Consider the following 14,129-nt stretch of genomic DNA (forward strand, 5'->3'; position numbering starts at 1 on the left):
AATATGCCGACTTTCGATTTTAAGCAACTGGATGTATTCAGCAGCGTTTCGCTCAAGGGCAACCCACTGGCTGTGGTGTTGGGGGCTGACAGCCTCACCGACCAGCAAATGGCCGATTTCGCCAACTGGACCAACCTCAGCGAAACCACGTTTTTGCTGACACCGCGCGACCCACGAGCTGACTACCGGGTGAGAATTTTCACCACGCTCAAAGAGCTGCCATTCGCCGGCCACCCGACGCTGGGCAGTTGCCATGCCTGGCTGCAAGCGGGGGGCGTTCCCAAAGGTGAGGAGATTATCCAAGAGTGCGAAATCGGCCTGGTGCGTATCCGTCGCGAAGGCGATGAGCTGGCCTTTATAGCTCCGCCGCTGTTGCGTAGCGGTGCCGTTGAAGCGCCCTTGCTGGAACGCGTGCGCTTGGGGCTCGGCCTGGCACCCGACGCCATTGTGCGTAGCCAATGGGTCGACAATGGCGCGGACTGGCTGGCAGTAATGCTCGCCGATCGCGAACAAGTACTGGCGCTGCAGCCGGATTACTCGCAACTGCATGGGTTGGCCATTGGCGTCATCGCGCCCTGTGACCCGGCGCGGGACGCTGTGGGCACGCACTTCGAAGTCCGCGCATTTATCGCGGGCGACAGCGCCCAGGAAGACCCGGCCACCGGCAGCCTGAATGCGGGCATTGCCCAATGGTTACTGGGTGAAGGCCTTGCGCCGAGCCGCTACGTAGTCAGCCAAGGTACGGCCATTGGGCGCGCCGGGCGTATTCGCGTCGATCGCCACGGTGATGAAATCTGGATCGGCGGCGCCGTTTCGGTGTGCATCGAAGGGCGCGTACAGCTCTAGATCAATGAATTGTTACGGGCTGCGCAATACACTATTGGCCCCTCGGCGTTTGTGCTGCCGGGGCCAAGGGGCCTAAGCTTTCGCCCCAACTATTTCTGCCGCAACCTAGGACAGCCATGACCAGCCAGTTCCCCCAAGCCCGTCCACGCCGCCTGCGCCGCTCCCCGGAGTTGCGTGGTCTGTTCCAGGAAACCGAATTCACCCTCAACGACCTGGTGCTGCCGATCTTCGTCGAAGAAGAAATCGACGACTTCGTCCCCATCACCAGCATGCCGGGTGTGCAGCGTATTCCTGAAAAGAAACTGGCCGGTGAGATCGAGCGTTATGCCCGCGCCGGGATCAAGTCAGTCATGACCTTTGGCGTGTCCCACCACCTGGACGCCAACGGCAGCGACACCTGGAAAGAACGCGGCCTGGTCTCGCGCATGTCCTCAATCATCAAGGACGCCGTGCCGGAAATGATCGTGATGTCTGACACCTGCTTCTGCGAATACACCGACCACGGCCACTGCGGCGTGATGCACGGCGCCCATGTCGACAATGACGCGACCCTGGTCAACCTCGGCAAACAAGCCGTGGCCGCCGCCCGCGCCGGTGCTGACGTCATCGCGCCTTCCGCCGCCATGGACGGCCAAGTCCAAGCGATCCGCCGCGCCCTGGACGATGCCGGCTTCACGCATATTCCGATCATGGCCTACTCCACCAAATTCGCCTCAGCCCTCTACGGGCCGTTCCGCGAAGCAGGCGGCAGCGCGCTCAAAGGCGACCGTAAAAGCTACCAGATGAACCCCATGAACCGCCGCGAAGCCGTGCGCGAATCGCTGCTCGATGAGCAGGAAGGCGCGGATGCGCTGATGGTCAAACCAGCCGGTGCCTACCTCGACATCATCCGCGACATCCGCGAAGCCTCGCGCTTGCCGGTGGCGGCGTATCAGGTCAGTGGTGAATACGCGATGATCAAATTCGGTGCCCAGGCGGGCGCGATTGATGAGGCGCGCGTGGTGCGGGAGACGTTGGGGTCGATCAAACGCGCGGGGGCGGATTTGATTTTCACGTACTTTGCGATGGATTTGGCGTTGGCGGGGATTTGATATCGGGTTGTAGTCCTGTGGCGAGCGGAACTGCTCGTCTCGGGGCTACATCTACACCGATTCTGCCCAGCGCTGGCAGAAGTCGTGTTGCTCCTGTATGTCGTTGGTGAGATTACTTTCTTCATAAGAGAAAATATGCACAAGTTCACCGTCCGGAACTCCCATAGTCAGCTCGTAGGCGACTAGGCCGTTAGACATTTGCGAAGACATTCCTGATGTGTGGACGTTGATTTTTGATCCTTTGCATAGAAATTTTATATCTTTCAAGTCTGCCCTCATTAAGCCGAAGCAGCCGTACAGGTCCAAGGCGGTGTAGGATTTTTGGGGCTCATTACCTAGAAGTAGATAAAGGGTAGGTTTGCCTCCTTCGTATTCGAGGATTGCGCTTTCACGTATGCCGTTTTTGATGATAGTGATTTTACGGGGTTTCATCGGTGATCCATAATTGAAAAGTGCGTTATTAAATATTTTCGGGTTTTGTAATTAAATAGTGAGTTGGGTCTTATTCTTTTGCTTGTTGTATTTTTTTAGTCGGCTTAGAAGGGTTTGCATAAAGCTTTGTTGGTGCGTTATGGGGGAGCTAAAATAGGTTGCCATCGTTTTGAAGATGGCGTCGAAGTTATCATTCTTTGATAGGTAGTGCTTGATAGAGGAGATAAACCATTTTTGTTCAAGGGCTGTATAAGCTAGAAATTCTGGTTTTGTCAGTGCGTCAAAGATCTCTATAAGCTCTTTTTCGTTATTTGGGTCTTTTGAAGAGATAAGTTTTTCTCTTTCTAAGTTATCTGTGTTTTCAATGTCGTAAGTGAACAGTAACCCACGGATTATTTCCATGCTCGGCTGTCTTTTCATATTTATGATTTGGTATGAGTGATTCTGGGTTTGTTGTTTGATTTTTTGTTTGTATCTTGTTTTTTGGCTGTATTTTGCTCGTCTCGCGAGTGTCCGCCTCTACGGATGCATCGAAACTTAAAATTAAAATTTCATTGTGTTCAGGTGTTTGTCGAACTTTTTCATTATATGGCTGAGCCACAACAGTCCTGATGGCCATTGATGAGGGTAATAGTAATAGCAATACTGTTCGTAGAGGAGGTTTTCTTGGAGGTCTGACTCATTTGTGTAGGAGTTTATCAGCTCAAGGATTTCTTTTTTTACGGAAATTATTACGTCTTTAGACGAGTCTTGTAAAAAGGAATCAATGACCTCATCGGCTGATGAGTATTCCTCAGTCCAGTCCTGATTGAAATAGGCGCCAAAAAACTGCTGGAGTTCTGTCAATGGTTTGTTCATTTTTCTAATGGGTATCCTGTCAGTAATAGGTAGCCTTTCGGCATGTTATGCTTTCGCTTTAAAACTAGCAAAAATTTATAAGCGGGAACTGATTTGTCAGTTCCTCTAATGACGCTAACTCCTACCGCCTGACTTGAGTTTTCTCTAATAATAAGTTTATCTTTTTTTCCTTTTAGGAATTCCAATATGTCTTGGTTGTGTGTCGCTAAGCTTTTGGATACGAGTGCTTCTGCCTCCTCTAAAGTTCTGAATGTAGATGCCGCTGGAATATTTGGCTCTGACTCAAGCCTTGCGGTTAGCTGAGCGTCCGTTTGATCTATGTGCTTCCTAATTAGGTGCCCCCCTGACTTTTCATGCGAGTCTAGTACAGGGGCCTTGCTTGATTGAAGGGGGTCGACGTTTGAGCCAGGGCACCCTCCAACCTTGCAACTTAATCCCAGCGGATCCACCCATCCCGTAGGATTGGGCGCGTACTGGTACGCGTTGATCCCACCCGCCAGCTTCACCGGGTCGGGAGTCAGGTAACGACCAATATCTGGATTGTAGTAGCGATGGCGGTTGTAGTGCAGCCCGCTTTCTTGGTCGAAGTATTGGCCTTGGAAGCGCAGCGGGTTGTCGATTTTATTGATGTCTAGGCGAGCAATTTCACCGTAGGCGCGGTAGTGCGCGGACCAGACGATTTCGCCGTCAGGTGCCGTGAGTTCTTGCGGGGTGCCAAGGTGGTCGAGTTGGTAGTGGAAGGGCTGGGTGTCTTTTGGACCAAAGCCTTCCAGCAGTGCCAGCGGACGGAAGCTCTCCGGTTCGTAGATGTAACTGCGATGGCGATCTGCGTGATGCTCCGCGATCAGCTTGTCGCCTTGCCAGAAAAACTCCGTGGTTATGTCATCAACGGTTTTGCTGATGCGCCGACCAAACGGGTCATAGCGGTAGCTGGCGGTTTTGCCGTTGGGCTGAGTGATGCCAATCAACCGATGCTGACAGTCGTAGCGGTACTCGGTGACGAGCTGATGGCCCTTACCGCGCCTTTGGCGGATGAGGTTGCCGAAGGCGTCATAGTCGTAATGATGATCGCCTTGGATCACTAACCGGTTACCCGCAACGATGTCCGGCCCAGGACGGTCTTGCATTAGCAGGTTGCCGGCTGGGTCATGGCCAAAGCGTTCCTGCACATCTTGCGAGTGATCCGCTCGAGTCAGGCGGGCGAGGGGGTCGTAGTGGTAGTGGTGTTCACCTTTGCGAGTGTCTAGCAGGCGGGTCAGGTTGCCGGTTTTGTCGTAGTCGTAGTGGCGACGGTAGAGGTCATGGTTTTCTTGAGTCACCGCGTGGGCGTGCAGGCGGTTTTGCTCGTCGTAGTGGTAGTGGCTGAGGAGCTGGCCTTGTTGGCGTTGATGCTCGCGGCCGGTTTTGAACAGGTGTGAGGTGAGGGTTTTGCCATTCAGTTCGACGGTGGCGAGGTGGCCGCCTTTGTCGTGGTTGAAGGTGAGGCGGTTGTTGTCTGGTAGGCGCAGGCTTTTCAGCTGGCTGCAGGCGTCGTAGCCGTAGCGCAAGGTGCCCCAGCCTTGGTGTTCGGCGGTGAGGCGGCTTTGGGCGTCGTATTCGTAGGCTAGCGCCCAGTGGCCGTCATCGACGCTGAGGAGGTTGCCCTGGCGGTCGTAGGCATAGTCAACAACACAGCCGTCGGGTAGGGTTTTTCGTACGAGGCGGCCGGCAGGGTCTCGCTCGTAACGGGTGACCAGCTGACTACCGTCGTCGCCGTGTTCGGTCTTTTCCAGCAGGTTGCCGTTGAGGTCGTAAACGTAGGCGGTGCGCTGCCCGTCAAAACCGATTTCCTGCTGGATCAGCCCGTTGGTGTGGTAATCAAGTTGGTAGGTTTCGCCGACTTCGTTTTCGATCTCGGTCAGCAGCAACCGGGCGTTGTCGTAGCGGTATTTGACCTGGGTGCCGTCAGAATTAATGCGCCGGCTGATCAGGTGCAGGCCGTCGGCATATTCGTAGCGGGTGACGTGGCCCAGTTCATCGCGTTCAGCGGTGATTTTTCCGTAGGGGTTGTAGCTGTATTCCCGCGTTGCACCATCGGGCTGGGTCAGTTTCTGCAAGCGCGCGGCGGCATCCCATTGATACTGGGTCAGCGCGCCATGCTCATCCTCGCGCGCAACCTGTCGTCCAACATCGTCATAGCGATAACGCTTAACCCCACCATTCGGTAGTTGCTCTTCGGTGAGCTGGCCACGCTCATTCCAGACCAGCCGGTGACACCCGTTATCTGGGTACCAAACCCCAATCAGTTGCCCATGTTTGTTGTAGGTGTAGTCCGTAACGTGGCCATCAGGATCCGTCTTACGCGTAACGTCGCCCTGGTCATTACGCTCATATTTCCAAACCGCCTCACCACGCCGTACGACCCGTACGAACCCGTTGTCATGCTCGTAGGAAGTCGGCTCATCCTCTCTAGGAAACATCGCCACCAAGCGTCCGGCTTCGTCGTATTGATACGCCGTCACCGCCCCGAGCGGGTCCTGCTCAACCGTCAGCCGGCCCTTGGCGTCATAGGATTTGAAATGCTCAGCGCCGTCCGGATCAATGCGCTGCACCAGCCGCGCCCGCTGGTCATGGACATAAACTTCCTGGCTACCATCGGCGTTGTGAACCGTAACCCTGCCGCCGTTTTCCCACAGATACCGCGTGTCCATCTGCGAAAAACTGGCCCAATGCCGAACACAGCGCGCCGCCTTACCAGCCCGTTCCCACTCCCAAAAGAAACTCGCCCCACCGGCCAACTGCCGCTCAAGAATGACGTGCTGATCGTCGTACCGATAAACCTCGCTTTCACCTACGGCATTGGTCGCTGAAACCAGTCGTCCAGCCTCGTCATAACCGTAGGAAACGACGTTCTGCTCGGTCACCCAAACATACGGCTCACGCCCTTTGGCACGATGAACCTGATAGTCAACGGCAACAATGCGACCGAGTTCGTAGCGTAGAAATAGCGACCGACCGGCACCGTTATCCAGCCGCTCAACCCGCCCCAAGCGATCACGAGAAATCCGCAGCCGGTTGTCATACGGATCGCTGATCGCGGTCAGCACACCGTCGCGAAAGTGATAAAACCGTGACGCCTGAGCCAGCACCAACTCATCAGGCAGCGACCCTAAGTAAATCGCCGCTTCCGCCAAGCTGTTGGTAATCGCGGGCCTAGCCGCAGTGGGCAACGGAAACTCAGTACTGCGGTTCTCATGATCCGTCCAAACCACCGAATCCCCCGCAACCACCAACCGCTGCGCCAGCGAGTGACTCCAACCAAACCCCAACCCACAATCCACTTCCACCGCACTGGTGCGGTACAGCCGGGTCCACTCAAACGGCAAAATCCCATCCAACGCGCCATCGGTAAGGGTCAGCAACTCCTCCCCAGTCACCATCGACACCGGGCAGCCATTGGTGGCCGTTTTATCCGCAGGCGCCGCCGCATCTCCCTGCGGATTCTTCGCAGCGACAGGCACATCATCGACATGTTCCTGGCGCACCAACGCCGTCTTCTGCGTCTTGCTGCGAACCGCTGGCACCGCGTTCGTAACCAGGTTCTCCCCAGCCTTCAACGGCGCACCCGCCACCGTGTTGATCGACGTCGCCGGCCCTGCGAGCAATATCGGCTTAGCCGCCTCAACATGGGCATCCAGGCGAGATTTGCTGAACTGGCTGGCCATGTGTTCCAGCCACTCGCGCGCTCGGCGAGACTTGATGCCGCCCAGCACCTTGGTGCTCAGGCGTATCACAATACCCATGCCGGCAGTCGCAAGGCCCAGCAGCACGTTGATCAGTACTTCGACGCTGATCGACCCCAGCAACTCATTCATATACGGCGGCGGCATCATCCGCATCCAACTGACCATGGCCGCCAAGTAGATGAACAGCAGCGGCTCATCGCTCAGCACCAGCAGGCCTTTGGCGAGGGTTTCGGCGCTGACCCTCAGCAGTTTTTCGAGCTCGGCCTGTGACAGGTAATGCAGCAGCTTTTCGGCGTTCGCCAGTGGGTGAGCCAGCCACTCAACCAGCTGTTTGAGCGTGTCCCAAAGCGAGTACAGTGCATCGCCAAAGCCTTTGGCATACGCCTGGTGCAGCGAGAGATAGCGTTTGAGGAAATTTGCCTCGGCGTAGTTCTTCCACAGCGGCGCAAAGGTGCCGTTCCACTCACTGCGCAGCCAATCTTCCAGCGGTGCAATGACCGACTGATAGGAGGCATGCAGCGCCTTGAAGTGTTCTTTGGAAACGTTGGGGTAAAAACTGACTCGGTACTTCTGGTTACGATCACACTCGGTGATTTCCAGAATGCCGCTGGGCCCGATGGTTTTATGGATGGGTTCGCCCAGCGGGCCACCGTTGGGGTCGACACGTTGTAACACCACGGGCGTGTTGCCAATGGGCACGAATCGAGCACTCTGGAACATATGCACCAAGGTCAAGGTGCCGTCTTGCTTGCACGCTGCAACGGTGGTGCTGGGCAGGATAGAGCGATCGATCGGCGCGACGAGCGCCACCTCATTCCCGACTTTGAATACCTGCTCGACATCCAATGCCGAAAAGCTGAAAAAGCTCTCCGCCCAGGCGTCGTAGGTATTGAGGCAGCGTCTGAAATCGCTGAGAACGGATTCGACGTCGCGCGTCTTTGAATCCATGGCGGCCAGCACCAGAAGGCCAATAGCTTGGCTGGTGGCGGCGATCAAAAGACAGCCCCAAAAACTAGGGCTTTAACGGAAAAAACCATCTGCAATCCCTCGCACTGTGTGATCAGGCGAAGGACTTTGCAGAGGTTTTCAGGCGGTATCTGTAGAGCTTATCCGGTAGTTATGTGGGATGTTTCAGTAGTCCTTGTCAGCGCTGCGCAAACGCCAAATTCAACCCCAGTCCTGCAAAGGCTGCCGCAAAACTGCAGCGCAGCCAGTTCTGCACTCGAGGCGATTCGATCACGGCACGGCGGAAGCCATTGGCCAGCAGGCCATAGATCACGAAAACCGCAAACGTCATCGCCATGAATACGCCGCTCAGTACCAGCATTTGCACGGCGGGCGCGGTGCTGCCGAGGGTGACGAATTGGGGCAGAAAGGCCAGGAAGAAAATCGTCAGTTTGGGGTTGAGGATGTTCAGCAGCAAACCCCGGAGCATCAGGCTGCGCGCTGTGGCTACCGTCGGTGCGTCATTCATGGCGAAGGCCGAGCGATCACGCCAGGTGGCGTAGGCCAGGTAGAGCAGGTAGGCGACGCCCGCATATTTGAGTACTTCAAACGCCAGCGCGCTGGTGTGCAGCAGCGCGGAAAGGCCGAGCACGGACGCCAGCAAGTGGGGGAGGATGCCCGCGGTACAGCCCAACGCTGCGAACACGCTGGCGCGCTTGCCGGCGGTGAGGCCGGTGGACACGGTAAAGATCACACCGGTGCCGGGGATCAGCACGACGATCAGGCAGGTAACGAAGAAGTTCACACTGAGCATGGCATTCAAACTCCTGTAGGAATGGTCGATGACAGATCCTGTCACGTTAGTTTGCGGCTGGCGAGTGCAGCATGTCGGCGAACCCCGGTTAGACTTACCTGTCGATATGCGCAATGCCGGCCCGTCGTTAGCCAAGGAAACCCCATGTATTCAAGCCGCCTGATCCTGTGCCTCACCACGTTGCTGGTGCTGGCCGGTTGCTCCACTTCACGCAGCCCGCAACAGCCGGAACGCAGCGAGGCCGAGGTGACCGCGCAGATTGTGCGGCTGCTGCCGGCATCGGTACCGGACCGTAAAGGCTGGGCCCAGGATATCTACACCGCCTTTGACACCCAGAAGATCTACCCCAGCACCGAAAATATCTGCGCCGTGCTGGCGGTGACCGAGCAAGAGTCCACGTACCAAGTTGACCCTGCGGTGCCAAACATGGGCAAGATCGCCCAGGATGAAATCTTGCGGCGCGCCGGCAAGGTCCATGTGCCGGCCTTTGTGGTACGTAGCGCGCTGCAATTGCGCTCGCCCACGGGCAAGTCCTACGCCGATCGCTTGAGTGCTGCGCGCACGGAGAAGGACCTGAGTGGGATCTTTGACGATTTCATCAGCGTGGTGCCCTTGGGCAATACCTTGTTCGGCGGTTTCAACCCGGTGCATACCGCAGGCCCCATGCAAGTCAGCATCGACTTTGCACAGAAACAGGCGCGGGGTTATCCCTACACGGTGGATGGCACGATTCGCCGGGAAGTCTTGACGCGTCGCGGCGGCATGTATTTCGGTATCGCCCACTTGCTGGGCTACCCGGTCAATTATGACCAGCCGTTGTACCGCTTTGCTGACTTCAACGCCGGTTGGTACGCCAGCCGTAATGCCGCGTTCCAGGCAGCGCTCAGCCGTGTCACCGGTACCGAGTTGGCGCTAGATGGGGACTTGATTCGTTACGGTTCATTATTGCCGGGCACCACCGAGCTGGCGGTGCGCTCCCTGGGCGCCAAGTTGGACATGCGCAACCCCAGTATCCGCAGCCAGTTGGAGAAGGGTGAGCAATTGGACTTTGAGGAAACCACCCTCTACAAACGCGTGTATGCACTGGCTGATAAAGCTGCGGGCAAGCCAATGCCAAGGGCGATCTTGCCGGGCATCGTGCTCAAGAGCCCGAAGATCACTCGCAACCTGACGACAGCTTGGTTTGCCAAGCGAGTGGATGAGCGGTATCAGCGCTGCATGAAGCGCTGATCATCGTGACGATTCGACAAGCCCGCTCGCCACAGGAAGCCCGTTTGCAGCAGTACGCCTGCCTACCACAACAAAGCGGCGCCACAGCCACACCCACAGCCACACCACCGGGAACGCCAGGATCACGAACGGCAGCACATAACTGGCGCGCTCCAAGGCGTCTGCTGTGCCGCCCACTAGGTTGTCGCCCAGGTTGCTGAACATCCGGCTGAAGCGTGACGGCTGGTTCGCGCCATCGGATGAGCGGAAATTCAGGGTCACGCGGTTGGTATCAAGGCGGCGTTGCTGGCCGGCGGCGACCTGGGCGAGTTCCTGCAGTTCGTTTTCGATGCCGGCCTGTTCCTTGCTCAAGGCGATCAGGTCGCTGACGGTGATGTCCTTGCGTTTGGTCAGTTCGTCGAGGCGTTGCTGCTGGGCTTGCAGGCGGTCCTGGCGACGGCGCACATCGGCGACTGCGTCGGCCAGGTCTTCGGCGGTGGTGATGCGCTGGCCGAGTTTTCCACCTTCGGCGGCCAGTGCGACCATCGGCTCCACGCCGGTGGGCGCAATGCGCAAGATGATCTCGCCGCCGTTGCCATCCTCGGTGATGCCCAGGATATTGCAGGCGCCAAAGCGTGCCGACTCACAGGCCTCGCGAGTTGCCTGCATGCGCGGTGCGAGCAGGGCGCCGGGCAGGGCCAGGGTCAGCTCGTGCTCATACGCCAATTGCGCGCCGGCTCGGCCCTGTTCGCCGTTGATCACGGTGGCGCGAGGGTGATCCTTGGGCGAACAACCGGCCAGGGCCAAGCCGGCCAGCAAGATTAAAAGCAGCGGTTTTGTTGTGCCGTCCAGGTGGCGCATTGCAGTTCCTTGGAGTGTGCGGGGGAAATTGACCGCGATTAAAGCGGGTCTGGCGGATTTACGCAAAGCATCGCGCAGGATTTGCGTGGCTGATGATGATGGCTGCCTTAGGGGGCAGGGCGTACACCTCAAGCCTTACTCCAAGGATGAATTCGCCATGATCGCCTACGCCGTGCCCGAAGGGTTTGTTTCGCTGCCGCGCAGTAGCCCGCTGCTCGACGTGTTAGGCCCGGCGTATTGCCGCGGCGAAGGCCTGCAACTGGAAATCGGCCTGCGCGCCGACAACCGTCACGCGAATGGGCGCGGCACGGTGCATGGCGGGGTGTTGGCGACCCTGGCGGATGTCGGCATGGGTTATGCGATGGCGTTTTCCAGTGAGCCGCCGTTGCCGTTGATTACCGCGAGCATGACCTTGGATTACTTGGGGGCGGTGCAGGTCGGGGAATGGATCGTGATGCGGTTGGAGCATCACAAGCGAGGGCGGCAGATGGCCTTGCCACGGTGAGCTTGCAGGTGGGGGAGAAGGTGGTGGCGCGGGCGAATGCGGTGTTTGCGGTGCCTCGTACGGACTGATAATGCCGGTCATTGTGGGAGCAGCAAGCCAGCTCTCACAGTTGGACTGTGGTTTTTCAGGGGGACCGCGTAAAAAGAAAAGGCCCGATTTTTCGTGGATTCGGGCCTTTTCTCATGCTGCTCTTTGAATCAGCTGCGTTCGAGGGCGAGGGCTACACCCTGGCCGCCACCGATGCACAGTGTCGCCAGGCCTTTCTTGGCATCGCGCTTGATCATTTCATGCAGCAGGGTCACCAACACGCGGCAACCTGACGCGCCGATAGGGTGGCCGATGGCGATGGCACCGCCGTTGACGTTGACTTTGTCGGCGTCCCATTCCAGTTCTTTGCCCACCGCCAGCGATTGCGCGGCAAAGGCTTCGTTGGCTTCGATCAGGTCCAGGTCACCCAGGTTCCAGCCGGCTTTGTCCAGGCAGCGGCGGGTGGCCGACACCGGGCCAATGCCCATGATCGCTGGGTCGACGCCGGCATTGGCGTAGCTGGCGATACGCGCCAGAACAGGCAGGCCGAGGGCCTTGGCCTTGTCGGCGCTCATCAGCAACACTGCGGCGGCGCCGTCGTTGAGGCTGGAAGCGTTGCCGGCGGTGACGCTGCCGTCTTTCTTGAATGCAGGTTTGAGCTTGGCCAGGGACTCGGCGGTGGTGCCGGCGCGCGGTTGTTCATCCACGGCGAAGGCCACTGGGTCGCCCTTGCGCTGAGGGATCAGGATCGGGGTAATTTCATCAACAAACCGGCCGGCTTCAATCGCCGCAGTGGCTTTCTGCTGGGAGGCGGCGGCGAAAGTGTCCTGGGCTTCACGGCTGATGCCGTACTTGTCCACCAGGTTCTCGGCGGTGATGCCCATGTGGTAGTCGTTGAACGCATCCCACAGGCCGTCGGTGATCATACTGTCGATCATTTTGGCGTGGCCCATGCGCAAACCGGTGCGCGCGGCGGGCAATACGTACGGCGCCAGGCTCATGTTCTCCATGCCGCCAGCGATGATCACCTCAGCGTCGCCGCAACGGATCGCTTGGGCGCCCAGGTGCAGGGCCTTGAGGCCCGAGCCGCAAACTTTGTTGAGGGTCAAGGCCGGCACGGCGTGGGGCAGGCCGGCGAGAATCGATGCCTGGCGTGCAGGGTTCTGGCCGCTGCCAGCGGTGAGTACCTGGCCGAGGATGACTTCATCCACCTGTGCCGGGTCCAGGCCGGTTTGCTCCAGCAGGCGACGGATTACGGCGGCGCCCAATTGCGGTGCCGGAATGTTCGCCAACGAACCCTGGAAGCTGCCCACGGCGGTGCGGGTGGCAGCAACAATCACGACGTCTTGCATGGAATCTGTCCTCACTGGAAGTGCATTTCTGGAACGTGGTCCGGGACGATCAGTTTACCGGCGGTCTTGCTCACAATCTCTTCAACGCTGACGCCAGGTGCGCGTTCCTTGAGGACAAAAGCGCCATTTTCGATTTCAAGGTAAGCCAGGTCCGTCAATACACGCTTGATGCACTTGGCGCCGGTCAGCGGCAGGCTGCATTGGCTGAGCAACTTGGACTCACCGTCCTTGGACGCGTGGGTCATGATCACTATGATGTTTTCTGCACCGGCCACCAGGTCCATGGCGCCGCCCATGCCTTTGACCAATTTGCCAGGGATCATCCACGAGGCGATGTTGCCGTGTACGTCCACCTCAAACGCGCCGAGCACCGTGAGGTCAACGTGGCCGCCGCGAATCATCGCGAAAGACTCGGCGGAGGAAAAGATCGAGGCGCCAATGCGCGCAGTCACGGTCTGCTTGCCGGCGTTGATCATGTCGGCATCGATGGTGTCTTCAGTCGGAAACGGGCCCATGCCGAGCAGGCCGTTTTCCGATTGCAGCATCACTTCCATGCCTTCGGGAATGTAGTTGGCCACCAGGGTTGGAATGCCGATGCCCAGGTTGACGTAGAAACCGTCCTGCATTTCGCGGGCGACGCGTTGAGCCATTTGTTCGCGGGTAAGAGCCATTGTTTGTCTCCTTATTATTTGGGCTGGCGGATTATTTGCGGACAGTGCGCTGTTCGATGCGCTTCTCGAAGGTGCCGCAGATGATCCGGTCGACGTAGATGCCTGGGGTGTGGATCTGCGCCGGGTCCAGCTCGCCCGGTTCGACGATTTCCTCGACTTCGACCACGGTGATCTTGCCGGCGGTGGCCGCCAGCGGGTTGAAGTTCTGGGCGGTGTGGCGATAAATGACGTTGCCGAAATGGTCGGCTTTCCAGCCTTTGACGATGGCGAAGTCACCGGTGATGGACTCTTCCATCAGGTACGGGCGGCCATTGAATTCACGGGTTTCCTTGCCTTCGGCAACGGGGGTGCCGACGCCGGTGGCGGTGAAGAACGCCGGGATACCTGCGCCGCCTGCGCGCATTTTTTCCGCCAGGGTGCCTTGGGGCGTCAGTACCACTTCGATTTCGCCGCTGAGCAATTGCTTCTCGAACAGGGCGTTTTCACCGACGTAGGACGCGATCACTTTGCTGATCTGTTTTTGTTCCAGCAGCACGCCGAGGCCGAAACCGTCGACGCCGCAATTGTTGGAGACGACGGTCAGATCGCGGGTGCCTTTGCGCTTGATCTCGGCGATGAGGTTTTCCGGAATGCCGCACAGGCCAAAACCACCGGAAAGCACGGTCATGCCGTCTTCCAGGCCAGCCAGCGCTTCTTCATAGGACGCCACGCGTTTATCGAAACCTGCCATATGCACCTCTTTTATTGTTTGTGGGCCAGCCAATGACCTGAGTGTTGCGCCGACGGATTGATT

The 14,129-nt window shown here is 58.0% G+C and carries 12 protein-coding genes and 1 pseudogene; 4 read left to right on the forward strand and 9 right to left on the reverse strand.

Annotation, left to right across the window (positions count from 1 at the left end; genetic code table 11):
- Window positions 1–3 precede the first annotated feature (3 nt).
- The gene (locus tag K0P33_RS12285) at window positions 4–846 is read left to right on the forward strand and encodes a PhzF family phenazine biosynthesis protein (RefSeq protein WP_242155439.1); all 843 of its coding nucleotides are present in this window, start codon (window positions 4–6) and stop codon (window positions 844–846) included.
- Window positions 847–962: 116 nt separating this feature from the next.
- A complete protein-coding gene (gene hemB, locus K0P33_RS12290) occupies window positions 963–1,937 on the forward strand; it encodes a porphobilinogen synthase (protein ID WP_094952561.1) in 975 nt (324 codons plus the stop codon).
- A gap of 51 nt (window positions 1,938–1,988) precedes the next feature.
- Here hemB and K0P33_RS12295 read toward each other — a convergent pair whose 3' ends face one another.
- The 5 genes from K0P33_RS12295 to K0P33_RS12315 form a co-directional block, all read right to left on the reverse strand.
- Window positions 1,989–2,369 carry a hypothetical protein gene (locus K0P33_RS12295; RefSeq protein WP_242155440.1) on the reverse strand — a complete coding sequence of 127 codons (381 nt, stop codon included), beginning with the start codon at window positions 2,367–2,369 and terminating at the stop codon, window positions 1,989–1,991.
- 51 nt (window positions 2,370–2,420) lie between these two features.
- Entirely contained in the window at window positions 2,421–2,771 is a 351-nt protein-coding gene (locus K0P33_RS12300) for a hypothetical protein (RefSeq protein ID WP_242155441.1), read from the reverse strand.
- A gap of 141 nt (window positions 2,772–2,912) precedes the next feature.
- Window positions 2,913–3,227 (reverse strand): contact-dependent growth inhibition system immunity protein, encoded by a 315-nt coding sequence (locus K0P33_RS12305; protein WP_242155443.1) that lies wholly within the window; start codon window positions 3,225–3,227, stop codon window positions 2,913–2,915.
- Window positions 3,224–7,900 (reverse strand): RNase A-like domain-containing protein, encoded by a 4,677-nt coding sequence (locus tag K0P33_RS12310; protein WP_242156033.1) that lies wholly within the window; start codon window positions 7,898–7,900, stop codon window positions 3,224–3,226. The genes K0P33_RS12305 and K0P33_RS12310 overlap by 4 nt, the downstream gene beginning before the upstream one ends.
- Before the next feature lie 196 nt (window positions 7,901–8,096).
- Window positions 8,097–8,711: a LysE family translocator gene (locus tag K0P33_RS12315; protein ID WP_094952382.1), complete on the reverse strand. Its 615-nt coding sequence runs from the start codon at window positions 8,709–8,711 to the stop codon at window positions 8,097–8,099.
- A 144-nt stretch (window positions 8,712–8,855) separates the two neighbouring features.
- Between K0P33_RS12315 and K0P33_RS12320 the strand changes: the two genes are divergently transcribed.
- Window positions 8,856–9,941 carry a DUF1615 domain-containing protein gene (locus K0P33_RS12320; protein ID WP_242155445.1) on the forward strand — a complete coding sequence of 362 codons (1,086 nt, stop codon included), beginning with the start codon at window positions 8,856–8,858 and terminating at the stop codon, window positions 9,939–9,941.
- On the opposite strand, the gene K0P33_RS12325 is transcribed toward K0P33_RS12320, so the two are convergent.
- Window positions 9,942–10,781 (reverse strand): DUF4349 domain-containing protein, encoded by an 840-nt coding sequence (locus K0P33_RS12325; protein WP_094952384.1) that lies wholly within the window; start codon window positions 10,779–10,781, stop codon window positions 9,942–9,944. It abuts the gene before it with no gap.
- Window positions 10,782–10,938: 157 nt separating this feature from the next.
- Between K0P33_RS12325 and K0P33_RS12330 the strand changes: the two are divergent.
- Window positions 10,939–11,354 (forward strand): annotated as a pseudogene (locus tag K0P33_RS12330) (PaaI family thioesterase).
- 129 nt (window positions 11,355–11,483) lie between these two features.
- Here K0P33_RS12330 and K0P33_RS12335 read toward each other — a convergent pair.
- Genes K0P33_RS12335 through K0P33_RS12345 form a run of 3 tightly spaced genes read right to left on the reverse strand, consistent with a single transcriptional unit; the run spans window position 11,484 to window position 14,066 of the window.
- Window positions 11,484–12,665 (reverse strand): acetyl-CoA C-acetyltransferase, encoded by a 1,182-nt coding sequence (locus K0P33_RS12335; RefSeq protein ID WP_094952385.1) that lies wholly within the window; start codon window positions 12,663–12,665, stop codon window positions 11,484–11,486.
- Between the two features lie 11 nt (window positions 12,666–12,676).
- Window positions 12,677–13,336 (reverse strand): CoA transferase subunit B, encoded by a 660-nt coding sequence (locus K0P33_RS12340; RefSeq protein WP_094952386.1) that lies wholly within the window; start codon window positions 13,334–13,336, stop codon window positions 12,677–12,679.
- Between the two features lie 31 nt (window positions 13,337–13,367).
- On the reverse strand, window positions 13,368–14,066 hold the full coding sequence (locus K0P33_RS12345) for a CoA transferase subunit A (RefSeq protein ID WP_058425579.1): 699 nt from the start codon (window positions 14,064–14,066) through the stop codon (window positions 13,368–13,370).
- Window positions 14,067–14,129 lie beyond the last annotated feature (63 nt).

It is taken from the genome of Pseudomonas sp. ArH3a (assembly GCF_022648765.1).
In the GTDB taxonomy this organism is placed as follows: Bacteria; Pseudomonadota; Gammaproteobacteria; order Pseudomonadales; family Pseudomonadaceae; genus Aquipseudomonas.